Origin of the sequence: Streptomyces sp. NPDC087845 (assembly GCF_044742755.1) — a bacterium.
In the GTDB taxonomy this organism is placed as follows: Bacteria; Actinomycetota; Actinomycetes; order Streptomycetales; family Streptomycetaceae; genus Streptomyces.
This window is the reverse complement of sequence record NZ_JBIUVC010000010.1, coordinates 330,219-353,110: the sequence shown is the minus strand read 5'-3', so window position 1 is coordinate 353,110 and position 22,892 is coordinate 330,219. Positions and strand designations below refer to the sequence as shown.

The following is a 22,892-nucleotide window of genomic DNA, read 5'->3' as shown; positions in this document are numbered from 1 at the left end:
GTTTCCGTCCTGCCCGGGGTGTCCGCACGGTCCGTGCGCGGTCCGTGCGCGGCGCGTGCTCCGAGCCTGCCGGGGCGGCCGGTCGGACGTGGTCGGCGGCGGCGGTCGTCACGTCTCCTTGCGGGCCACGGCGAAGATGCGGCGGAACGGGAAGACCGTGCCGTGCGGGCCCTCGGGGTAGGCGGTGCGCAGCAGGTCGCGGTAGTCGGCGAGGAACGCCTCGCAGGCCCCGGGGTCGTCGGCCAGTGCCGTCAGGACGGGGCGCAGCCCGGTGCCCTTCACCCAGTCGAGCACCGGATCCTTTCCGGGCAGCAGATGCAGATACGTGGTCTCCCAGACGTCGGCCGTGATGCCGGGGGCCGTCAGCGCGTCGAGATAGGCGGCGGGGCCGGGCACCGCGTCGCCGTGGCGCAGTACGCCGCCCAGGCGGTCGCGCCAGCGCGGGGAGCCGGCGAGTTCCCGCATCAGGACATGGCTGGGCTGATCGAAGTTGCCGGGGACCTGGAGGGCGAACGTCCCGCCGGGGGTGATCGCGTCCAGCCAGACCGGGAAGCGGGCGATGTGGTCCGGGACCCACTGGAGCAGGGCGTTGGAGACGATCAGGTCGTACGGCTCCCCGGGGGTCCAGGTCGCGGCGTCGGCCTCGGCGAAGTCCAGGAGGGGGCCGGCGTGGGCCCGCGCCCGCTCCAGCATCTGCGGGGAGTTGTCGTAGCCGGTGATCCGGGCCCTCGGCCAGCGGTCGGCGAGGAGGACGGTGACGTTTCCCGCGCCGCAGCCGAGGTCGGCGATGCGGGGCGCGGGGGCGGCCGGAGGCTCGGCGATGCGGGCCAGGAGGTCGCGGAAGGGGCGGGTGCGATGGTCCGCGTGACGCAGGTACTGCTGCGGATCCCAGGTGGGTGCGGTCATGGGGACAGGATCACCGGAGGGTATCTTGATGTCAAGACACTTGAATTCAAGAGACTTCATGTCGACAGACCCTCTACACTGATCCACATGGAGGACGAGGTCGACCGACTGGTCGCTGCATGGCGCCGCGAGCGCCCCGACCTCGACGTGGAACCACTCGAGGTGCTCAGCCGCGTCTCCCGCCTGGCCCGCCATCTGGACCGGGCCCGCCGGATCGCCTTCTCCGAGCACCATCTGGAGCCGTGGGAGTTCGACGTGCTGACGTCACTGCGCCGCGCCGGCGCCCCCTACCAGCTCTCCCCCGGCCAACTGCTCACCCAGACCCTGGTCACCTCCGGCACGATGACCAACCGCATCGACCGACTGACCAAGAAGAACCTCGTCGAGCGGCTCCCCGACCCTAGCGACCGCCGCGGCGTACTGGTCCGGCTCACCGCCGAAGGGCGCGACAAGGCCGACCAGTCACTGGCCGGGCTGCTCGCCCAGGAACGCGCCATCCTGAGCGAGCTCTCCACTCAACAGCGAGGCGAACTGGCCGGACTGCTACGCCAGTTGACCGCCCCGTTCGACAACGTCCCCGGCTGACACCCGGGCCGGTTCCAGGTCGGCCGGCCCGACACCCGCCCGTCGGGCCAGTGCGACCGCCGCCAGCGTCGAGTGCACACCCAGCTTCCCCAGCACGTTCTGCATGTGCGTACGCACCGTGTGCGGGGAGAGGTAGAGCCGTTCCGCCACCGCCTTGCGCCCCAGCCCCGCCACCATGCAGCGCAGCACCTCGCGCTCGCGCGGGGTCAGCGACTCGACCAGCCGCTCGCTCTCGGTGCGGTGCTTGCGCGCCGCCGTCAGTTCCCGCAGCACGCCCGTGAGCAGGGCGGGGGGCAGATGTGTCTCGCCGCGCAGCACCCCCCGGACGACCGTGAGCAGCCGTTGCAGCGAGCAGTCCTTGGCCACCCACCCCGAGGCCCCGGCCTGCAGCGCCAGCGCGGCGCGGACCGGGTCGTCCTTCTCGGCGAGCACCACCGTGTGCACGGAGGGGCGGCCCGAACGGACCCCGGCGACCAGCGAGATGCCGTCCACCGGGGCGTCCTCACCGCCTCGGGGCACCGGAACGGGTGCCCGGCGGCCCCTCGCCCCGGACAGGATGCCCAGTTCGGCGTCGACCAGCATCACGTCGTAACCGCGCCCTTCGGCGGCGGCCCGGTCCAGGCAGCGCAGCGCGGCGGGGCCACTGCCCGCCGCCGCCACTTCGACGTCCGGCTCGGCCGCGAGCGCCGCCGCGAGCGACTCGGCGAAAATGCGATGGTCGTCCACCACGAGAACCCGGATACGAACCACAGGCACCCCCATGTCGCCTCTGTTCCTGGGCCACCCCCGGCCCGACGAAGGGACGCAACGGCGCGGGTACGGCCGCCCGGATCGGGGAGATGGACCGCAGCCCCACGACCGCCGCCGTGTGCCGACCGCCACCCGCCCCGGGCGCCGTACCCGACTGTCCCGTACCCCTGAATCGGCACCGGCCCCCACCGGTACCACCCATCAGCGTACGGCCGTACGGCCGATGCGGAAGGCGATTGGCAGAACTGGCCTACTCCGGCCCGCAGTTGGCCGGTGCCGGTCGATTCTCGGGGCGTGGCCCGGGTTCCGCCCGAGGCGGAGAACCTCAGTGGAGGCGCCGGGCACCCGCCGAAGGAACCGCGGGGAAGATCCGCGGCGCCGCGTACCCCGCCGAAGCGAACGCCGCCAGCACGGACGCGGCGACGGGCTCCGCCCGCTCCTCCTCCACCAGGACGATCGCCGAGCCGCCGAAGCCGCCGCCGGTCATCCGCGCGCCGAGCGCGCCGGCCTCGCCCGCCGCCGACACCACCAGGTCCAACTCCTGGCAGGAGACGCGCAGATCGTCGCGGAGCGAGGCGTGCCCCGCGTCGAGGACCGGGCCCGCGGCCCGCACCTCGCCCGCGTCGAGCAGGGCGATGACCTGCTTCACCCGCTCGTTGTCGCTGACCACATGGCGTACGCAGCGCACCACGGACTCGTCCACGCCGGCCTCGGCCAGGGTGTCCAGGGCCGCGCCGAGTCCGTCGTACGGCAGCTCGCGCAGGGTACGTATCCCGAGCGCCGCCGCACCTGCCTCGCAGCCGGCCCGCCGCTCGGCGTACGCGCCGTCGCCGAGCGCGTGCTTGACCTGGGTGTCGACGACCAGCAGCCGCAGTCCGTGGGCGGCCAGGTCGAAGGGGACCTGGCGCTGGGTGAGGTCGCGGGTGTCGAGGTACAGGGCGTGGCCCTCGGTGCAGCAGGCGGAGGCCATCTGGTCCATGACCCCGCACGGCACACCGACGAACGCGTTCTCGGCGCGCTGGCCGGCCACCGCCAGCTCCGAGGCGGAGAGCCCGAGCCCGAAGAGGTCGTTGAGAGCGAACGCGGTGACGACTTCGAGGGCCGCGGAGGAGGAGAGCCCGGCGCCGGTGGGGACGGTGGAGGTCAGCTGGATGTCCGCCCCGGTGACCGGGTGGCCGGCCTCGCGCAGCGCCCAGACGACACCCGCCGGGTACGCCGCCCAGCCGTGCCCCTGGTGCGGGGCCAGCTCGTCGACCCGGAGCCGGACGACGCCGCCCGGTACGTCGGTCGAGTGGAGCCGCAGCTCGCCGTCGGTGCGGCGGGCGACGGCGGCGCGCGCGGCGTGCGGCAGCGCGAGCGGCATCACGAAGCCGTCGTTGAAGTCGGTGTACTCGCCGATCAGGTTGACCCGGCCGGGCGCCGCCCAGACTCCTTCGGGGGCGTTCCCGTAGAGCTCGGTGAAGCCGGCGATCAGCTCGCTGTTCCCGGTCATGGGGCGGTGGGTTCCTCTCGGCGGGCGAACGTCCAGGCGTCGGAGACGATTCCGGTCAGGTCGGCGCGGGACGGCGTCCAGCCGAGCCGCTCCCGGGCGGTGGCGGCGGAGGCGACCAGCACGGCGGGGTCGCCGGCGCGGCGCGGCGCCGTGGTCTCGGGGACCGGGTGGCCGGTGACGGCACGGACGGTCTCGATGACCTCGCGCACGGAGAAGCCGTTGCCGTTGCCGAGGTTGCAGATCAGGTGCTCGCCCGCGGCGGCCGCGTCCAGGGCCAGCAGGTGGGCCTCGGCGAGATCGGCAACGTGGATGTAGTCGCGGACGCAGGTGCCGTCGGGGGTCGGGTAGTCGTCGCCGTACACGGAGATCGACTCGCGCCGGCCGAGGGCGACCTGGAGGACCAGCGGGATGAGGTGCGACTCGGGGCTGTGCCGTTCCCCGCAACCGCCGTACGCGCCGGCCACGTTGAAGTAGCGCAGCGAGACCGCGGCCAGTCCGTGGGCGGCCGCCTCGCCGGTGATCATGTGGTCGACGGCGAGCTTGGTGGCGCCGTAGGGGTTGGTGGGCGCGGTCGCGTCGGACTCGGTGATGGGGGACTTGACCGGTTCGCCGTAGGTCGCGGCGGTGGAGGAGAAGACCAGGGTCCGGACCCCGGCGTCCCGCATCGCGGCGAGCAGTGCGACGGAGCCCCCGACGTTGTTCAGCCAGTACTTCTCCGGGTCCGCGACGGACTCGCCGACCTGTGAGCAGGCGGCGAAGTGCAGCACTCCGTCGTAGGAGGCGTCCAGCCACTTCGCCGCGTCCTGGACGCGGCCCTCGACGAACTCGGCCCCGGCCGGGACGCCCTCCCGGAACCCGGTCGACAGGTCGTCGAGGACGGTGACCGCGTGACCGGCCTCCAGCAGATGCTGGGCGACCACGCTGCCGACATATCCCGCGCCGCCCGTGACCAGGTACTTCTTCTGGGGCTTGCTCACTCGCTCGCTACCTCTCGCAGTCGCTGGGCCGCGGCTTCCGGCGGCACATCGTTGATGAACACGTTCATGCCGGATTCGGAACCCGCGAGGAACTTCAGCTTGCCGGAGGTACGTCGGATGGTGAAAAGCTCCAGATGGAGCCCGAAGTCCTCCCGGCCGGGGGCCCGGAACGGGGCCTGGTGCCAGGCCGAGATGTACGGCGTCGGCGGCTCCCCGGGGCCGAAGATCCGGTCGAATCGCCTCAAGAGTTCCAGATACACCTGTGGAAACTCCGTGCGCGCGGCCTCGTCCAGCCCCCGCAGGTCGGGAACGCGGCGGCGGGGGTGGAGGTGCACCTCGTACGGCCAGTGCGCCGCGTACGGCACGAAGGCGACCCAGTGCTCGCCGGCGATGACGATCCGCGAGCCGTCCTCCTCCTCGCGGGCCACGACGTCGTCGAAGAGGTTGCGGCCGGTCCCGGCGCGGTGGGCCTCCATCGAGCGGAGCATCAGCTCGGTGCGCGGGGTGACGAAGGGGTACGCGTAGATCTGCCCGTGCGGATGGCCGAGCGTGACGCCGATCTCGGCACCGCGGTTCTCGAAGCAGAAGACCTGCTCGACCTGTGCGAGCCCGGCGAGTTCGGCGGTGCGGTCGGTCCATGCCTCCAGGACCAGGGCGGCCCGGTCCTCGGTCAGGTCGGCGAACGACGCGTCGTGGTCGGAGGTGAAGCAGACGACCTCGCAGCGGCCGGAATCGCCCGCGAGCGAGGGGAAGCGGTTCTCGAAGACGGCGACGTCGTAGTCCGCCTCGGGGATCTCGCTCAGCCGGCCGTCCCGCGAGGGGCAGAGCGGGCACTCGTCGGCCGGCGGATGGTAGATGCGGCCCTGGCGGTGCGAGGCGATGGCGACGCTGTCACCGAGGAACGGGTCACGACGGATCTCGGACGAGGTCGAGACGGGGCCGAGGGGCCGCCGGTCGACGGCATCGCGCACGGCATCGTCACGGCTGTCGTAGTAGAGCAGCTCCCGGCCGTCGGCGAGCGTCGTAACCGTCTTCTTCACCAAGTTCCTCCAAACATAAACAAACACAATGAACCACAAGTCAACAGGCACGTCAATGAGACTGCCGACGGCATGAGCGGTGGGCACGGAGCACCTGCGATCAGGGCCTCCGCGCGCGTGTGTCCGGGGGCTGGGGGGGGCGGGGCAGGGCGGCGTCCGGTGAGGGCCAGGGGCCGGGGGCTGGGGCCGGCGACCGGACCACGGAGGCCGGGGCCGGGCGCGGGTGTCATCGCCGCGATGGCAGATCTCTTCGTGATCTATGAACAGGGGGTCATCGAATCCCCACGGGCCGGGACGCCGATTCCGTCCCCGTGGCCGTGGGCCTCGTCACCGCGATCGTCGGCTTCGTCGCCGGTGCGGTGGTCAGGGTCGCCGTCACGCTCTTCAGGGCCCCGGACCCGACCGACGGCGGACGGTGGACGGCGGACGGCGGACGGCGGACGGCGGACGGCGGACGGCCTTCGGCAGGGTCCGGCAGGCATCACCCGATGCCGCCGGGCCCCTTCTCGCCGACGGGGTCGTCGAGCGGCCGGCCCAGCGGTGCCGCCCGGTCCAGCAGCCCCGTGCGGGCCGCGAGCGCCGCGGCCTCCAGCCGGGAGCCGACACCCAGCTTCATCAGCACCCGCTGCACATGGGTGCGCGCGGTGCTCGACGCGATCCGCATCCCGGCCGCGATCAGCCGGGTGTCCTCACCCTCGGCGACCCGCACCAGGACCTCGATCTCGCGCGGGGTCAGCAGCTCCAGCAGCCGCTGACCCTCGTCGTCCGGCGCCGCGGCCGGATTGAGCAGCTCGGCGAAGGCGCCCTGGAGCAACTGCGGCGCCACCGCGGCCTCTCCCGCGCGCGCCTTGGCCATCGCCCGTTCGACGCCCTCCATGCGCTCGTCGTGGCGGACGTATCCCGCGGCGCCGGCGGCGAAGGCCGCGGCGATCCCGCGCGGACTGGGCACCGGACCGAGCACCACCACGGCCACCTGCGGGCGCTCCCGCCGGATCCGTACGATCGGGTCGAAGGCCCCCGGTTCGGCGGGGGCCGCGGTGCCGAAGAGACAGACCTCCGGCGCCCTGCTGACCACGAGTTCCGCCGCCCCCGTGGTCGGCGCGGCCGCCGCGAGCACTCGGTGACCGCGCAGTCTCAGCGCCGAGGCGAGCGCCTCGGCGAGCAGTCGGTGATCATCGACCACCATGAGCCGCACGCCCATCGAGCACACCCCCGTAGCACCGGCACCAGGCCCCCCGGCCCGCCCTGACCCGGCAAGCTACACGCTTGTTCGACGTTGCGGACCCCTTACCCGGCAGAAGGGCCCCGGAGTGTCGGATTATGTGCCATTCAGGGCTGCTCGGCGGGCGGAAAACGATCGGCCCTGCCGGTCGAATGATCGACCGGCAGGGCCGGGTCACAGGTACCGCGGAGGGATCAGCCGGTGGCGAAGGAGACGGCGAGGTACTCCTTGTCGTCCAGCGAACTCCCGCTCGGCTTGCTGAGCATCGTCTGCGAGATGAACAGATGGCCGGCGGAGTAGATCATCTCGGAGTAGTCCCCGGAGAAGCTGTTCTCGGCGTCGCGGACGGACTCCTCGCCCGGGTTCTCCATCAGCAAGGTCTGCTTGAAGGTGGAGCCGTCGATGGAGACGATCTGGCCGCCCTTGTCGTAGGGGGGCCTCTTGTACGCGATGATGTTGCCGCCGTCCATGCGGAGCGGGTACATCGTGTAGCGGTCGCCCGCGTCGGCCCGGTCACTGGTCGGCTTGCCCGTGGTGAGGTCGAAGGAGACGATCTCGTTGGTGTCGCCGTACTCGCCGGTGCCCTCGTGGTCCTCGGTCGGCACGTAGATGCGGTTGTTGCCGACGGCCAGCTTCTGGCAGCTCTCGACCTCGGTGGAGGCGCAGCGCGCGGCGTACTTCTCGCCGTCCGCCGCGATCCGGGTGAGCAGCTTGCCGGTGGAGGCGTCGATCGAGAAGAAGTCCGAGATGCCGCTGCCGTCACCGGCGGTGTCGCCGACGTCGGCCGCGACGACCAGCGGCTTGGTGGAGACGATGCTCGCGAAGTCGACGCCGGGCGGCATCTTGTACGAGGAGAGCGGGGCGCCGCTGGTCGGGTTCAGCGCCTGGACGACGAGCTGCGGGTCGTCGTACGTGCCGCACTTGCGGACGACGGCGAGGGCCTCGCCGCCGGCGTAGCCGGCGTCGTAGCAGCCGTCCGCGGAGACCTTGGGCTTCCAGCGCTCGGCGCCGGTGTCGAGGTCGAACGCGGCGCCGCCCTCGGTGCCGGCCGCGGCGACCGTGGTGCCGCTGAGCGTGACCTCGCTGTACCTGACCGGCTCGTCACCGCTGGTGGCGGCGGTCACCGACTTGCTCCACATCAGCTTGCCGGTGTTCAGATCGAGCGCGCCGACCCGGTTGCACGGCTGGTACTTCTTGGCCTTGGTCGGCTTGCCCGCCTCGAAGGCGATGGCCGTCTTGAAGTCCTTGGACATGTGCCGCGAGGCAGCGCAGAGCCGGCCGGCCAGCGGGATGGACCACAGCTTGGTGCCCTTGGCCAGGTCGTAGCCGACTATCTCGTTCAGGCCGCTCTTCACGTACGCCTTGTCGGTCACCCAGGAACCGTCGACCTTGGTGACGTCGGTGACCTTGGGCTCCGGCAGCTGGAAGGCGAGCTTGGACTTGGGGTCTGCCGGTGCCTTCTCCGTGCCGCCGCCACCGACCGTGCCGCCCGTGCCGCTGCCCTTGCCCTCGGCGGTGCCGCCGCTGGACGAGGTCGCCTTGTCCTTCTTGCCGTCGTCACCGCCGCTGGAGGCGAACCAGACGCCCCCGGCGACGATCAGCACGACGGCGACCGACGCGGCGACGATGATCTGCATCTGGGTGGAGAACTTCTTGCCGCCGTTCCCGTTCCCGCCCCCGTTCTGCTGCGGCGGGTACTGCTGCTGCGTCGGGGTGGTCGGGTAGCCGTACCCCTGCTGGGGCGGCTGACCGGGCGGGAGCCCCTGCGGGAAGCCGTAGCCCTGCTGGGGCGGCTGACCGGGCGGCAGCCCCTGCGGGAAGCCGTAGCCCTGCTGCGGCTGGCCGGGGACGGGCGCCTGCGGATACCCGTAACCGGGCTGCGGAGGCCCGGCCTGCGGGTAGCCGTAGCCCGGCTGCGGGGGCCCGGCCTGCGGGTAGCCGTACCCGGGGACCGGCTGCTGCGGGACGCCCGCGGGCGGCGGGGTCTGCGGGTTGCCGGCCGGCGGGGGGGCCTGTGGACTGCCTGCCTGCGGCGGGGGCTGCGGGGCACCGAACCCACCCGCGGGCGGAGTGTCCGGCTGCTTGCCGAACGGGTCGGCGGGCGGCGGGGTCGGGGCACCGAACCCACCCGGCGGGGGGTCCTGCGGAGCACCGAACCCACCAGGCGGGGGGTCCTGCGGAGCACCGAACCCGCCCTGGGGCGGCTCGTTGGGCGGCTGGGGCGGCTGGGGCGGCTGCGTCATGGCGTACGTACCTCTGGGGGGAAAGGGAGTCGGTGGGTCGGGACCGGCAGCGGTCGGGAGTGGTCCGGCCCGCTGCCGGTCGTGAGCCGTCGGGCACCGACGGCCCGGTGCCGTCGAGAGCCTTGGTGAGCCGTCAGTTGCCGAAGGCCAGCATGGTCTTCGTCTCCAGCTCTTCCTTGTCGTTGCGCGCACTGACCCGTCCGCTCGCGATGAAGGAACGGCCGCCCGCGTAGACGATCTTCGAGCTGTAGAAGGAACTCTCGATCTCGGACATCGACACGGGGTGCCTCAGCACCATGTTCACCGTGCCGCCGGTCGGCGCGAGGGTGGCGATCCCGCCGCCCTTGTTGTAACCGGCCTCCACGTAGAGCAGCACGTTGCCGCCCTCCATGCGCAGCGGCTTCACCGTGCGCTCGGCCGGGGCAGCGGCCTTCCACTTGGGCTTGCCGGTGTTCAGGTCGAACGCCACGACCTTGTTCGTACGGGTGAGGCCGCTGGATTCCGGCGAGGTCGACATGTAGAACGTGTTGGCGTCGGCGGCGACGCCGGTGCAGCCGTCCAGGGACTTGCCGAAGATGGCGAAGGTGCTGCCGCAGTCCGGCGCGAACTTGTCGCTCTTGTCACTGGCGAGTCCGGAGCGGAGCGAGCCGTTCTCCCTGAGCGCGAGGATGCTCCACTCCTTGTCCTTCTTCAGGGAGACCACCAGCGGGCTCACGGAGTAGACCCGGTCGATCTCCCAGCCGCGCTTGGGCTGGTACGTCCACCGGGGCTTCCCGGTGACCGGGTCGAGCTCCTGGATCTGGTGCTGCGGATTGTTGACGTCGTCGGTGCGGCAGCTGGAGGCGGCGATCAGCTTGGGCCCGCCCGCGAAGGCGAACGGCTGGCAGTTGCCCGGCTGCTTGCCGAACAGTTCCTTGCCGTCGCTGACCCGGTAGGCGTTGGAGTTGCCGGTACGCCCCACCGTCACGGTGTCTCCGCTGATGGCGAGCGAGATGTCCGACATCAGGTCCCAGACGCCGTTCTGCTTGACCGACTTCTTCCAGCCGGCCTTGCCGGTGTTGAGGTCGATCATCTGGAGGTCCGCGCAGCTCGCCTTGTCGGTGGTGCCGTTCTCGACCCCGATGACGATCTTGCCGTCGGTGGTGGGCTGCGAGGGCGCCGCGCACAGGTCGGCGGGCAGCTTCAGTGTCCACTTCTGCTTGCCGTCGGCCGCGGAGTAGCCGGAGACGGTGCGGTACATGCCCTTGACGACGGTGTCACCGACGACCCAGGGGCCGTACACGTCCGAGCCGTTGCGCGGCAGGTCGATGTCGTTCTTCTGCAGCCAGAGGACCTTCGCCTCGCCCTCCTTGCGGCCGGCGTTGAGGTCGTCGTCGGCCTCGCGGCCGTCGCCGTTGCCGTTGCCCTCGTTGGCGGAGGGCGAGTTGCTCGGCTTGGCGTCGCCGCTCTTCTCCGCCACGGGCTTCTTGTCGTCGCCGCCCCCGCTCGTGGCTATGAAGACGCCGCCGCCTATCACGAGGAGCGCGACGACCGCGGCACCGATGATCAGCGCGGGCTTGCGCTTGGAGGAGTCGCCTCCGCCGGGGCCGGGGACCGGTGCGCCGGGGTACTGCTGCTGCGGGTAGCCGTAACCGGGCTGCGTCGGCTGGCCGTACGGGCCGGACTGCGTCGGCTGGTTGTACGGGCCGGGCTGCTGCTGGTTGTACGGGCCCGGCTGCTGCTGACCGTACGGGCCGGGCTGCTGGGCATAGGGGCCCGGCTGCTGGTTGTACGGGCCGGGCTGCTGCTGGTTGTACGGGCCCGGCTGCTGGGGATGGCCGTAACCGGGGGCCTGGCCGGGGGCCTGGCCGGGAGCCTGGCCGGGAGCCTGCGGGTAGCCGTAACCGGGCTGGGCGGGCGGCGGCGGGGGCGTCTGCGGGGCGGCCGGCGCCTTGGGCGGCTGCGCGGGCGGCGGGGTCTGCGGCGGTCCCTGGGGCGGCTGAGGACTTCCCTGCGGCGGCTCCTGCGGTGCGCCGAAGCCTCCCTGCGGCGGTTGCTGGCTGGGCGGCTGGGTCATCAGCACGTCCCCCTTCGTGCGGTCCGGTGCCCGTTCCGGTCTCCCCCGCGATTCCACAGGGCTCACGGGGTCCGGCAAGACCCCCGAATTCCCCTGGGAAAGGAGCGAATCGGGCATGAGTTCCGCGGCGTCAAGACAGTCGAGCGGGGCTTCTTTGTACCACCCGCGACACCCCGGGCACCGGGCCGGTCCGCCCCCTGTTCCCAAGGGAGAACCGCCCCGTGATGCCGCCGTTACGCAGTTGGGGGCCGGTTCCTGACGGCAGCTGCGGTGACCGTCGGTCAACTCGTCACGGACGGACGCAGGTTCGCGCGGAAGCGCCCGTACCGGCGCTCCGGAGCCCGTCCGGCCCCCTCCGGCCCCTCACCCACTGAAGACGATCATGGTCTTCGCCTTCAGCTCCTCCTTGTCGCCCTGCTCCCTCACCGCCGCGCTCATGAGGAAGGAACGGCCGCCCGTGTAGACGACCCTGGGAAGGAAGAGGCTGCTCTCGACCCGGGACGTCGAAGCCGGGTACCGCAGCACCGTCCGCAGGGCGCCGCCGGAGGGCGCGACGGTGGCGAGCCCTCCGCTCTTGCGATAGGTCGCCTCGATCTGGACCAGCAGGTCGGAGCCCGCCATCCGCAGCGGCTGGACGGTCTGGCCGGCCGGGGACTCCACACGCCATTTCTGCTTGCCGGTGTCCAGGTCGAAGGCGACGACCGCGTTGTTGGGTGCCGTGTCGCTCGTCACCTGCTTGGTCGCCAGATAGAACGTGTTCGCGTCGGCCGCCGCGCCGATGCATCCGTCGATGTTCCTGACGGTCGCCGCGTACTCGTCCGCGCACCTCACCGCGTAGTCCCCCTTGCCCGTCATCTGGGACCGGTAGGTGCCGTTCTCGTTCAGGGCGACGATGCCCCACTGACCGCGTTTCTTGAGCGACACCACGAGTGGGCTGACCGAGTAGAAGTGGTCCACCTGCCAGCCGGTCTTGACCTTGTACGTCCACTTCGGCTTGCCGGTGGCCGGATCGAACTCCTGCACCTGGTCGTTGTGCACATCGGCGTCGTCCGTCAGGCAGCTCGTGGCGGCGATCATCCGGGGGCCGCTCGCGAAGGCGAAGGGCCGGCAGTTGCCGGGCTGCTCGATGTTCAGTTCCGTGCCGTCCGCGACCCGGTAGGCGTTGCTCACGCTGGTGCGGCCGAAGGTGACGACATCGCCGCTGATCCCCATGGCGAGGTCCGACAGCAGATCCTGCACGCCCTTCCGGTCGACGGACTTCTTCCAGCCCGCCTTGCCGGTCCGCAGGTCGACCATCTGGAGTTCCGCGCAGTCGGCTTTGTCGGACGTGCCGTTCATGAGGCCGATCACGAGCTTGCCGTCGGTCGACGCCTCGTTGGGCACCGCGCAGATGTTCGCGCCGAACTTCAGGGACCACCGCTGTTCACCGTCGGCCACGGAATAGCCCGAGAGCGTGCGGTACATGCCCCTGACGACCGTGTCGCCGAACACCCAGGGGCCGTACGCGTCGGCGCCGAGGCGCGGCAGGTCGACGGTGTTGGTCTGGAGCCAGTCCACCCGCGCTTCGCCCGGCTTGCGCCCGGCGTTGAAATTCTTGGTCTCCCGCGCGTCGGCCGCGGCCCGTTCCTTGATGCGGTCCGCGCCGCTCGGTGCCTTGGCCGGCGGCGGCGTGCTCGGCTGCCCGCCATCGGTGCTCTCCGCGCTCGCCTCGGCGAGGGGTTTGTCGTTCCCGCCCCCGCCCGTGCCGAGGTAGACACCGCCGCCGACGACCAGGAGCGCGGCGAGAGCAGCCCCGATGATCACTGCGGGCCTGCCCCGGAACGGTCCGCGGGAGGGGCCACTTGGACCGGGCGTCTGCGGTTGCTGCGGGTAACCGTGGGCGGGCGGTGCGGGCGCGCCGTACGGGCCGGGCTGCGGAATCCCGTACGGGCCCGGCTGTGCGGGGGCGTTGTAGGGGCCCGGTTGTGCGGGCGCGCCGTACGGGCCGGGCTGCGCGGGCTGACCGGACGCACCCGGCTGTGCGGGCACGTCGTACGGGCCCGGTTGCGCGGGCGGGTTGTACGGACCGGGCTGCGCGGGCGGGTTGTACGGTCCCGGTCGGCCGGGCGCGTTGTACGGGCCGGGCCGGGCGGAGCCGTACCCCGGTCCGGGTCCGGGCGGCGGGGGCGGCGGCGGCTGGGCCTGCCCCGGCGCCGGATCGTACGGGGCTCCGAAGCCTCCCTGCGGCGGTTGCTGGCCGGGCGGCTGGGTCATCAGCACGTCCCCCTTCGTGCGGACCGGGCCGGCATCTGCACCTGTGCCGGGCAAGCCTTCTTTCTACCACCCGCCCCACAGACCCCACCGGTCACACCTGTTCGCACCAATTCGCGCGGGTCACACGAGACATGCGGGTCACACGGGTCGTACCACTGCGACCGGTTCACACCACCGCGAACGGTTCACACCACTGCGACCCGTTCACACCGAAGGCGCCCCAGCGATCAGGCGTCCTCGGCCAGTTCCAGCCAGCGCATCTCCAACTCGTCGCGTTCCGCGACCAGTTCACGCAGCTCCGCGTCCAGCTTCGCCACCTTCTCGAAGTCCGTGGCGTTGTCCGCGATCTGTGCGTGCAGCGAGGTCTCCCGCGTCGAGATCTTGTCGAGCTGACGCTCCACCTTCTGCAGTTCCTTCTTCGCCGCACGTGCGGCCTGCGGGGAGACGGCCGCCACCGGCGCCGCCTTCTCCTTGGCCGCCGCGGGTGCGGCGGAGGGCGTGGCCGCCTCCTCCATCCGCTGCCTGCGCTCCAGGTACTCGTCGATCCCGCGCGGCAGCATCCGCAGTGTGCGGTCGCCGAGCAGCGCCATCACCCGGTCCGTGGTCCGCTCGATGAAGAACCGGTCGTGGGAGATCACGATCATCGACCCGGGCCACCCGTCGAGGAGGTCCTCCAGCTGGGTCAGGGTCTCGATGTCGAGGTCGTTGGTGGGCTCGTCGAGGAAGAGGACGTTCGGCTCGTCCATCAGCAGACGCAGGATCTGGAGCCGGCGCCGCTCACCGCCGGAGAGGTCGCCGACCGGGGTCCACTGCTTCTCCTTGGAGAAGCCGAACTGCTCGCAGAGCTGGCCCGCGGTCATCTCCCGGCCCTTGCCCAGGTCGACCCGGTCCCGTACCTGCTGGACCGCTTCGAGCACCCGCAGGTTCGGGTTGAGCTCGTGGACCTCCTGGGAGAGGTAGGCCAGCCTGACGGTCTTGCCGACGACGACCCGCCCGGCGGCGGGCTGGGTGTCGCCCTGCGTCCGGGCCGCCTCGGCGAGCGCCCGCAGAAGCGAGGTCTTGCCCGCGCCGTTGACCCCGACCAGGCCGATCCGGTCGCCGGGGCCGAGCTGCCAGGTGAGGTGGGTGAGCAGCGTCTTGGGGCCGGCCTGGACGGTCACGTCCTCCAGGTCGAAGACGGTCTTGCCGAGGCGGGCGTTGGCGAACTTCATCAGCTCGCTGGTGTCGCGCGGCGGCGGCACGTCGGCGATCAGCTCGTTGGCCGCCTCGATGCGGTAGCGCGGCTTGGAGGTACGGGCGGGGGCGCCGCGGCGCAGCCAGGCCAGCTCCTTGCGCATGAGGTTCTGCCGCTTGGACTCCTCGGTCGCGGCGATCCGCTCCCGTTCGGCGCGGGCGAAGACGTAGTCGCTGTAGCCGCCCTCGTACTCGTGGACCGTGCCGCGCTGGACGTCCCACATGCGCGTGCAGACCTGGTCGAGGAACCAGCGGTCGTGGGTGACGCAGACGAGCGCCGAGCGGCGGGCCCGCAGATGTCCGGCCAGCCAGGAGATGCCCTCGACGTCGAGGTGGTTGGTCGGCTCGTCGAGGACGATCAGGTCCTGCTCGGCGATGAGCAGCTTGGCCAGCGCGATGCGGCGCCGCTCGCCGCCGGAGAGCGGCGCGATGACGGTGTCCAGGCCGTGCTCGAAGCCCGGCAGGGCGAGCCCGCCGAAGAGCCCGGTGAGCACGTCGCGGATCTTGGCGCTGCCCGCCCACTCGTGGTCGGCGAGATCACCGATCACCTCGTGGCGGATGGTCGCGTCCGGGTCGAGCGAGTCGTGCTGGGTGAGGACTCCGAGGCGCAGCCCGCCGCTGTGGGTGACACGGCCGCTGTCCGCCTCCTCCAGCCTGGCCAGCATCCGGATGAGGGTCGTCTTGCCGTCGCCGTTGCGGCCGACGACACCGATCCGGTCCCCCTCGGACACGCCGAGCGACACGCCGTCGAGCAGGGCACGGGTGCCGTACACCTTGCTGACCTGCTCGACATTGACCAGATTGACGGCCATTTCACTCCTGCCCCGGGGGATCGATCGACTTCCCAGGGTACGGGGCCCGCGGGCGGGTTTCCGCGGGCGGCCTTGCCTTCCGGTGACCCCGGCTGTACGGCTTTCCGTACGTACAAGCTTCCTGTACGTCACTGCACACCGGGAGGCGCGTATGCGCACCATGACCTACACGGAATCGCGCGCCAAGTACGCCGTGACCCTGAGCGCTGTTGTCAACGACCGCGAAGAAGTCATAGTGACGCGCGCCGGCCACGAGCCCGTGGTGATCGTGGCGCTCGATGAGTACGAGTCCCTGAAGGAGACGGCCTACCTGTACCGCAGCCCCGAGAACGCGCGTCGCGTCCTGGCGGCGATCGACGATCTCGAGAACGGTGGCGGCACGGTACGGGAGCTCCTCGAATGAAGTTCGTCCGGCACGAATCCGCGTGGACGGACTACGTGTGGTGGCAGACCCAGGACCGGAAGGCCCTCAAGCGGATCAACGCCCTGCTCCAGGACATCGTCCGCAACGGAAACGAAGGGATCGGCAAACCGGAGCCCCTGCGACAGGATTTCCATGTGTACTGGTCCCGCAGGATCAGCGAGGAGCACCGGCTCATCTACCGCGTGATCGAGGACGAGGTACGTGTCGCCTCGTGCCGCTACCACTACGGCCGCTGAATCGTCGTCCCCGGCGCCGGGGACACCGCGGTCCGGGCGTTCCGGCACGTCCCCGAGGTGATCAGGGCCTCGGCCACCTTCCGCGCCGATTCCTCGTCCGCCACCAGGAACGCGGTGGTCGGCCCGGAGCCCGAGACCAGGGCGGCCAGGGCTCCGGCCGCGGTGCCCGCGGCGAGGGTGTCGGCCAGGGAGGGGCGCAGGGAGAGCGCGGCGGGCTGGAGGTCGTTGCTCAGGGCGCCGGCGAGGGCGGCGGTGTCGCCGGCCCGCAGCGCGTCCAGGAGCGCGTCGGACGCGGCGGGGGCCGGGACGTCCGTACCGGCCGTGAGCCGGTCGAACTCGCCGTAGACGGCGGGGGTGGAGAGCCCGCCGTCGGCGACCGCGAAGACCCAGTGGAAGCTTCCGCCGACGTCGATCGGGGTCAGCCGCTCGCCGCGGCCGACCCCGAGGGCCGCGCCGCCGACCAGGCTGAACGGAACGTCGCTGCCCAGCTCCGCGCAGATGGCGAGGAGCTCCTCCCGGGTGGCGCCGGTGGACCAGAGGGCGTCGCAGGCCAGCAGGGCGGCCGCACCGTCGGCGCTGCCGCCCGCCATACCGCCCGCGACGGGGATGTCCTTGGCGATGTGGAGGTGCACATCGGGTGTGATGCCGTGCCGCTCGGCCAGGGCGATCGCGGCGCGGGCGGCGAGGTTAGTCGCGTCCAGCGGGACCTTCGCGGCGTCCGGCCCCGAGCAGGTGACGCGCAGCTCGTCGGCGGGGCTGACGGTGACCTCGTCGTACAGGCCGACGGCGAGGAAGACATTGGCCAGGTCGTGGAAGCCGTCGGGGCGCGGGGCGCCGACCGCGAGCTGGACGTTGACCTTGGCGGGTACGCGGACGGTGACGCTCACTCGCCCCTCCCGGCGGGCTCGTTCCCGGCGGGCCCGTTTTCGGAGGGTTCGTTCCCGGCGGGCTCGTTCCCAGCCGGTTTGTTGCCGGAGGGCTCGTTCCCGGCGGGCCCGTTTTCGGAGGGCTCGTTCCCGGCCGGTTTGTTCTCGGCGATGGCGGCGAACTCCTCGACCGTCAGCGCCTCGCCGCGGGCCTGCGGCGAGATCCCGGCCGCGACCAGGGCCGCTTCGGCCGCGGGCGCGGAACCCGCCCAGCCGGCCAGGGCCGCCCGCAGCGTCTTGCGGCGCTGGGCGAAGGCCGCGTCGACGACCGCGAAGACCTCGGCCCTGCTCGCGCCCGTCGGGATCGGCTCGGTGCGCCGGACCAGCGAGACCAGACCGGAGTCGACGTTCGGGGCGGGCCAGAAGACGTTGCGGCCGATGGACCCGGCCCGCTTCACGTCCGCGTACCAGTTGGCCTTCACCGACGGCACGCCGTAGACCTTGTTGCCCGGCTTGGCGGCCAGCCGGTCGGCGACCTCGGCCTGCACCATGACGAGGGTCCGCTCGATCGACGGGAACCGCTCCAGCATCGTCAGCAGGACCGGCACGGCGACGTTGTACGGAAGGTTCGCGACCAGCGCGGTCGGCGCCGGGCCCGGCAGCTCCCGGACCAGCATCGCGTCGGAGTGCACCAGCGCGAACCGGTCCGCGCGTCCCGGCATCCGGGCGGCCACCGTGGCTGGCAGGGCGCCCGCCAGCACGTCGTCGATCTCGACGGCGACGACCCGGTCCGCCGCCTCCAGCAGCGCCAGGGTCAACGAGCCGAGCCCCGGACCGACTTCGACGACGACGTCGTCCGGGCGGACCTCCGCCGTCCGCACGATCCTGCGGACCGTGTTGGCGTCGATGACGAAGTTCTGACCGCGCTGCTTGGTCGGGCGTACGCCCAGCTCGGCGGCCAGCTCGCGAATGTCTGCGGGGCCCAGGAGGGCGTCGGGCTCAGTGGTGCTCACCCGGTAAGCGTACGGCCGCGGCGCGACCGGGGGCTCGCGCCCGGCGCGCGCACGGGATCCACCGCTCGACCGCGCACCGGCCCCGACCGGTGAGTGCGTACGGTCAGTAGTCGAATGCGCGAGCCGTGTTGTCCGCGACGGCCGACGCCAGCGTGTCCTCGTCCACGCCCTTCACCTCAGCCATGGCACGCAGCGTGACCGGGATGAGATACGGCGCGTTGGGTCGTCCGCGGTACGGCGCGGGCGTCAGGAACGGTGCGTCCGTCTCGACCAGGACCAGCTCCGTCGGCGCGACGGCCAGCGCGTCCCGCAGCGGCTGGGCGTTCTTGAAGGTGACGTTGCCCGCGAAGGACATGAAGTACCCGGCGTCCGCGCAGATCCGGGCCATGTCGGCGTCGCCGGAGTAGCAGTGGAAGACGGTCCGCTCGGGGGCGCCCGCGTCGGCGAGGACGCGCAGCACGTCCGCGTGCGCCTCGCGATCGTGGATGACCAGCGCCTTGCCGTGCCGCTTGGCGATCTCGATGTGGGCGCGGAAGGACTCCTCCTGCGCGGCCATGCCCTCGGGGCCGGTACGGAAATGGTCGAGCCCGGTCTCGCCGACCCCTCGCACGTGGTCGAGTGCGGCCAGCGCGTCGATCTCCGCGAGGGCCTCGTGCAGCGCCGCCGCCCCGCCCCCTTCACGGGCCCCCTGCCGCGACCACCCGTCGGGGTCGCCGTGCACGATGCGCGGCGCCTCGTTGGGGTGGAGGGCGACCGCCGCGTGCACGTTCGCGTGCGCGGCGGCGGTCTCGGCGGCCCAGCGCGAACCGGCCACGTCGCAGCCCACCTGGATCACGGTGGTCACGTTGACCGCCGCGGCCCTGGCCAGGCCCTCCTCGACGGTCGCGTCCTGCATGTCCAGGTGGGTGTGCGAATCGGCGACCGGCACCCGGAGGGGCTCGGGCAGCGGCGGGGCTTCGGTACGGCTCATGCCGACGATCGTACGAGGACCGCGCCGGACGCCTCGCCGGCAATGGAAGCCGGGTGCCTCGCCGACGGTGGAGGCCGGACGCCTCGCCGCCGATGGAAGCCGGACGCCTCGCCGTCGTGGGAGCCGGGCGCCCCACCTGTGGTGGAAGCCGGACGCCTCGCCGTCGTGGAAGCCGGGCGCCCCACCTGCGGTGGAAGCCGGGTGCCCTACTTGCGGTGGAACGGGTGCAGCAGGTCGGCCAGGTGCCAGTGATGCTGCGCGCCCGCGCGTGCGGCGGTGGCGGCCGCGGTCTCCCCTGCGCCGGTGTCCTCGATCGGCGGCCGTGTCGGCTGGGGGTTGTGGAGCAGCTTCTGGACGGTCGAGACCCGGCCGGACCCCATGATGCGGACCAGGTGTCCGTCGCAATTCATGCAGGTGGGCCTGGAAAGCGGCGAGGGAACCCGTTCCCCGTCCGCCTTGTATATGACGTAGTCGTTGTTCGAGCCGTCGACGTGGTGCTCTATCTCGTAGGCCTGTTCCCAGCCGTGTCCACACCTCATGCAGGCGAAGGCATACGCCTCATGGACGGTGGTGGGTGTGATCTCGCTCATGCCTGCTCCTTTGCTCCGCCGGACGAACACTCCGGAGAATGCGTCCCTGATCCAGTGGACGCCTTTACTGGCGGGAACGCATCGGAACGTGTCGAGTGTTGGAGCGGTTTTGGCCTACTCGTGGCAGAAAGGCCCACCTCGTGATTCCGGCTTTGCTCACCACGTCGGTTCGTTGACCTACGCAGGGCCGGTTCGCTCCGCATTCTTTGCCGCGACGACCGCGTCGAAGACTTCACGCTTGGGCAGCCCCGCGTCCGCGGCGACGGCGGCGATGGCTTCCTTGCGCCGCTCCCCCGCCTCCTCGCGCACCCGCACCCTGCGCACCAGCTCGGCCGCGTCCAGTTCCTCGGGTCCGGAGTCGGCCGCTCCCTCGACGACGACGGTGATCTCGCCGCGTACCCCTTCGGCCGCCCAGGCCGCCAGCTCGCCCAGGGGGCCGCGCTTCACTTCCTCGTACGTCTTGGTCAGCTCCCGGCACACGGCCGCCCGGCGGTCGGCGCCGAAGACCTCGGCCATCGCCGCGAGGGTGTCGTCGAGCCGGTGCGGGGCCTCGAAGAAGACCATGGTGCGGCGCTCGTCGGCCACCTCGCGCAGTCTGCCGAGCCGTTCGCCCGCCTTGCGCGGCAGGAAACCCTCGAAGCAGAACCGGTCGACGGGCAGCGCGGACAGGGCGAGAGCCGTGAGCACCGCGGACGGGCCGGGGACCGCGGTGACCTTGATGTCCTTCTCCACGGCCGCGGCCACGAGCCGGTAGCCGGGGTCGGACACGGACGGCATCCCGGCGTCCGTGACCAGCAGGACGCGGGCGCCGCCGGTCAGTGCCTCGACGAGTTCGGGCGTACGGGCCGACTCGTTGCCCTCGAAGTAGGAGACGACCCGGCCCGTGGTGTGGATGCCGAGCGCCTGGGTGAGGCGGCGCAGCCTCCGGGTGTCCTCGGCGGCCACGACATCGGCCGTCGCCAGTTCGGCGGCGAGGCGTGGCGGGGCGTCCGCCACATCGCCGATGGGGGTTCCTGCGAGTACCAGCGTTCCAGTCGTTCCAGTCACATGAGTCATCCTCCCAGCACGGGCGACAGCACTCGCACAGATGCGTTCCCTACGATGGCGCGGTGACGAGTACTGCGCCCGAGGCCCGGCAGGGCCAAGACGCCGGGGAACCGCACGGCGAAGAGCCCGCCTCCTGGCCGCAGCGGATGCGCCGCTTCGGCCATTCGCCCCGGCCCGGAATCGGGCTGCGTGAACGGCTGGTTCCGCCGTACACACGGCCCGGCGCCCAGCTGTGGGCGGTGCTCGGCATCTCCCCGCCCCTGGCCGCGCGCCTGGTGCGCTGGTCCGCCTGGGGCGGTCCGCTGCTGGTGGCGCTGGTCGCGGGGGTGCTGCGGTTCTGGAACCTGGGCAGCCCGCACGCCCTGATATTCGACGAGACGTACTACGCCAAGGATTCCTGGGCGCTGATCAACCAGGGGTACGAGGGCGACTGGCCCAAGGACATCGACAAGCTGATCCTCGCCGATCCGTCGAAGGTGCACGTCCCGGTGGATCCGGGCTATGTGGTGCATCCGCCGGTCGGCAAGTGGATCATCGGCATCGGTGAGCAGCTCTTCGGCTTCACGCCGTTCGGCTGGCGGTTCATGGTGGCGGTGCTCGGCACGCTGTCGGTGCTGATGCTGTGCCGGATCGGGCGGCGGCTGTTCCGCTCGACGTTCCTGGGGTGCCTGGCGGGCACCCTGCTCGCCGTCGACGGTCTGCATTTCGTGATGAGCCGCGCCGCGCTGCTCGACCTGGTGCTGATGTTCTTCGTGCTTGCGGCGTTCGGCGCGCTGCTGATCGACCGCGACTGGGCGCGGCGCAGGCTCGCCGCCGCGCTGCCGGTCGACGAGGAGGGTGTGCTGCGCCCCGATGACTGGGTCGCGGAGAACCTGCGGCTCGGCTGGCGTCCCTGGCGGCTCACCGCCGGCCTGATGCTGGGGCTGGCCTTCGCCACCAAGTGGAACGGCCTGTACATCCTGGTCGGCTTCGGTCTGATGACGGTGCTGTGGGATGTGGGCGCGCGCCGGACCGCGGGTGCGGTACGGCCGTACGCGGCGGTGCTGAAGCGGGATCTGCTGCCGGCGTTCGTCTCGACGGTCCCGGTCACGATCCTCACGTATCTCGCCTCCTGGACCGGCTGGATCGTCACCGACAGGGGCTACTACCGGAACTGGGCGCAGACCGACGGCAGGGGCGGCGCCTGGACGTGGCTGCCGGACTGGCTGCGCAGCCTGTGGCACTACGAGTACCAGGTCTACGAGTTCCATGTGAATCTGACCTCCGGCCACACCTACCAGTCCAATCCCTGGAGCTGGATCGTGCTCGGCCGGCCCGTCTCGTACTTCTGGGCGGAGGAGCCGGGCTGCGCGGCGTCGGAGACCGGGAAGTGTTCCCGCGAGGTGCTGGCCATCGGGACGCCGCTGCTGTGGTGGGCGGCGTGCTTCGCCCTGGTGTACGTGCTGTGGCGCTGGTTCTTCCGGCGCGACTGGCGGGCGGGGGCGATCGCCTGCGGTGTGGCAGCGGGCTGGCTGCCCTGGTTCTTCTACCAGGAGCGGACGATCTTCCTGTTCTACGCGGTCGTGTTCGTGCCGTTCCTGTGCCTGGCGGTGACGATGATGATCGGCGCGATGCTGGGTCCGGCGGCGGGGAGCGGTCCCCGCCAGGAACTCGGCCTGGTGACCGGCGATACGTCGGGCGAACGGCGACGAACGCTCGGAGCGATCGCGGCGGGCGTGCTGGTGCTCCTGATCATCTGGAACTTCATTTACTTCTGGCCGATCTACACGGGCACGCCGATCCCCGACGGTTCGTGGCGGGAGCGGATGTGGCTGGACACCTGGATCTAGTGCCGTGACCGGCACTAGATCCAGGTGCACCAAGAGGCCGCAGTCATCGACTGCGGCCTCTTGGTGATTGTTGGCCGTCATCGGTGCCCATTGGCGGCCCGCGGACGGCCCACAGACGGCCCGGCGGTCGGCCCGGGGAATGGCTCCGACACCCGCGTGACACCTGACACCGTCACGGAGGCCGTGACACCCAAACCCCTAAGGGCTGTCCCGTAGTCCCCGGTGGATCGGCGTGCGGCGTCGGATGCGGTGCATCGCACGGCGGAGGGACGCCCTAGTACTGGATGTGTTCGGGCGTTCCGACAACGCGGCGAGGCGCCGTAGCTGTCGTCGCACGCCCGCCAGGGG

The 22,892-nt window shown here is 71.6% G+C and carries 19 protein-coding genes; 4 read left to right on the top strand and 15 right to left on the bottom strand.

The genetic code is table 11. The annotated features are described in order from the left end of the window. Positions 1-108 precede the first annotated feature (108 nt). Positions 109-906 (bottom strand): trans-aconitate 2-methyltransferase, encoded by a 798-nt coding sequence (locus tag ACIOMQ_RS26355; RefSeq protein WP_402190618.1) that lies wholly within the window; start codon positions 904-906, stop codon positions 109-111. A gap of 87 nt (positions 907-993) precedes the next feature. Here ACIOMQ_RS26355 and ACIOMQ_RS26350 point away from each other — a divergent pair, with 87 nt between their 5' ends. Then, entirely contained in the window at positions 994-1,491 is a 498-nt protein-coding gene (locus tag ACIOMQ_RS26350) for a MarR family transcriptional regulator (protein ID WP_362199830.1), read from the top strand. Here ACIOMQ_RS26350 and ACIOMQ_RS26345 read toward each other — a convergent pair. The 9 genes from ACIOMQ_RS26345 to ACIOMQ_RS26305 all read right to left on the bottom strand — a co-directional run bounded on the left by ACIOMQ_RS26345 (position 1,450) and on the right by ACIOMQ_RS26305 (position 15,569). Beyond that, complete coding sequence (locus ACIOMQ_RS26345) at positions 1,450-2,253, bottom strand: response regulator transcription factor (protein ID WP_362199827.1); 804 nt, start codon at positions 2,251-2,253, stop codon at positions 1,450-1,452. The genes ACIOMQ_RS26350 and ACIOMQ_RS26345 overlap by 42 nt on opposite strands. A gap of 313 nt (positions 2,254-2,566) precedes the next feature. Then, a complete protein-coding gene (gene galK / locus ACIOMQ_RS26340) occupies positions 2,567-3,733 on the bottom strand; it encodes a galactokinase (RefSeq protein ID WP_362199824.1) in 1,167 nt (388 codons plus the stop codon). After that, the gene (gene galE / locus ACIOMQ_RS26335; RefSeq protein WP_362199822.1) at positions 3,730-4,710 is read right to left on the bottom strand and encodes a UDP-glucose 4-epimerase GalE; all 981 of its coding nucleotides are present in this window, start codon (positions 4,708-4,710) and stop codon (positions 3,730-3,732) included. The genes galK and galE overlap by 4 nt, the downstream gene beginning before the upstream one ends. After that, positions 4,707-5,750 carry a galactose-1-phosphate uridylyltransferase gene (gene galT, locus ACIOMQ_RS26330; protein ID WP_362199819.1) on the bottom strand — a complete coding sequence of 348 codons (1,044 nt, stop codon included), beginning with the start codon at positions 5,748-5,750 and terminating at the stop codon, positions 4,707-4,709. Before galT ends, galE begins: the two co-directional genes overlap by 4 nt. A gap of 481 nt (positions 5,751-6,231) precedes the next feature. Next, positions 6,232-6,951, bottom strand: a complete 720-nt coding sequence (locus tag ACIOMQ_RS26325; RefSeq protein ID WP_362199816.1) for a LuxR C-terminal-related transcriptional regulator — start codon at positions 6,949-6,951, stop codon at positions 6,232-6,234. Positions 6,952-7,166: 215 nt separating this feature from the next. Continuing rightward, on the bottom strand, positions 7,167-9,215 hold the full coding sequence (locus ACIOMQ_RS26320; protein WP_401757388.1) for a PQQ-binding-like beta-propeller repeat protein: 2,049 nt from the start codon (positions 9,213-9,215) through the stop codon (positions 7,167-7,169). 133 nt (positions 9,216-9,348) lie between these two features. Beyond that, entirely contained in the window at positions 9,349-11,271 is a 1,923-nt protein-coding gene (locus ACIOMQ_RS26315) for a PQQ-binding-like beta-propeller repeat protein (RefSeq protein WP_402190614.1), read from the bottom strand. A gap of 363 nt (positions 11,272-11,634) precedes the next feature. Further along, positions 11,635-13,524, bottom strand: a complete 1,890-nt coding sequence (locus ACIOMQ_RS26310) for a PQQ-binding-like beta-propeller repeat protein (RefSeq protein WP_402190611.1) — start codon at positions 13,522-13,524, stop codon at positions 11,635-11,637. A gap of 227 nt (positions 13,525-13,751) precedes the next feature. Continuing rightward, positions 13,752-15,569 (bottom strand): ABC-F family ATP-binding cassette domain-containing protein, encoded by a 1,818-nt coding sequence (locus ACIOMQ_RS26305; RefSeq protein WP_401266503.1) that lies wholly within the window; start codon positions 15,567-15,569, stop codon positions 13,752-13,754. Positions 15,570-15,720: 151 nt separating this feature from the next. Here ACIOMQ_RS26305 and ACIOMQ_RS26300 point away from each other — a divergent pair, with 151 nt between their 5' ends. Together ACIOMQ_RS26300 and ACIOMQ_RS26295 are read left to right on the top strand one after the other, a co-directional pair. Then, positions 15,721-15,972 carry a type II toxin-antitoxin system Phd/YefM family antitoxin gene (locus ACIOMQ_RS26300; protein WP_401757394.1) on the top strand — a complete coding sequence of 84 codons (252 nt, stop codon included), beginning with the start codon at positions 15,721-15,723 and terminating at the stop codon, positions 15,970-15,972. Then, positions 15,969-16,229, top strand: coding sequence for a Txe/YoeB family addiction module toxin (locus ACIOMQ_RS26295; protein ID WP_362199798.1), 261 nt, complete (start codon positions 15,969-15,971; stop codon positions 16,227-16,229). Before ACIOMQ_RS26300 ends, ACIOMQ_RS26295 begins: the two co-directional genes overlap by 4 nt. On the opposite strand, the gene ACIOMQ_RS26290 is transcribed toward ACIOMQ_RS26295, so the two are convergent. From ACIOMQ_RS26290 to rsmI, 5 genes are all read right to left on the bottom strand, one after another. Continuing rightward, positions 16,217-17,116, bottom strand: a complete 900-nt coding sequence (locus ACIOMQ_RS26290; protein ID WP_402190606.1) for a 4-(cytidine 5'-diphospho)-2-C-methyl-D-erythritol kinase — start codon at positions 17,114-17,116, stop codon at positions 16,217-16,219. The genes ACIOMQ_RS26295 and ACIOMQ_RS26290 overlap by 13 nt on opposite strands. Continuing rightward, positions 17,113-18,108, bottom strand: coding sequence for a 16S rRNA (adenine(1518)-N(6)/adenine(1519)-N(6))-dimethyltransferase RsmA (gene rsmA, locus ACIOMQ_RS26285; protein ID WP_402190603.1), 996 nt, complete (start codon positions 18,106-18,108; stop codon positions 17,113-17,115). The genes ACIOMQ_RS26290 and rsmA overlap by 4 nt, the downstream gene beginning before the upstream one ends. A 103-nt stretch (positions 18,109-18,211) precedes the next feature. Further along, entirely contained in the window at positions 18,212-19,078 is an 867-nt protein-coding gene (locus ACIOMQ_RS26280; RefSeq protein ID WP_401266494.1) for a TatD family hydrolase, read from the bottom strand. 206 nt (positions 19,079-19,284) lie between these two features. Next, a complete protein-coding gene (locus tag ACIOMQ_RS26275) occupies positions 19,285-19,668 on the bottom strand; it encodes a hypothetical protein (protein ID WP_362199786.1) in 384 nt (127 codons plus the stop codon). Between the two features lie 177 nt (positions 19,669-19,845). After that, complete coding sequence (gene rsmI, locus ACIOMQ_RS26270; RefSeq protein WP_401942741.1) at positions 19,846-20,724, bottom strand: 16S rRNA (cytidine(1402)-2'-O)-methyltransferase; 879 nt, start codon at positions 20,722-20,724, stop codon at positions 19,846-19,848. Between the two features lie 53 nt (positions 20,725-20,777). Between rsmI and ACIOMQ_RS26265 the strand changes: the two genes are divergently transcribed. Then, complete coding sequence (locus ACIOMQ_RS26265; protein WP_362199780.1) at positions 20,778-22,544, top strand: phospholipid carrier-dependent glycosyltransferase; 1,767 nt, start codon at positions 20,778-20,780, stop codon at positions 22,542-22,544. Positions 22,545-22,892 lie beyond the last annotated feature (348 nt).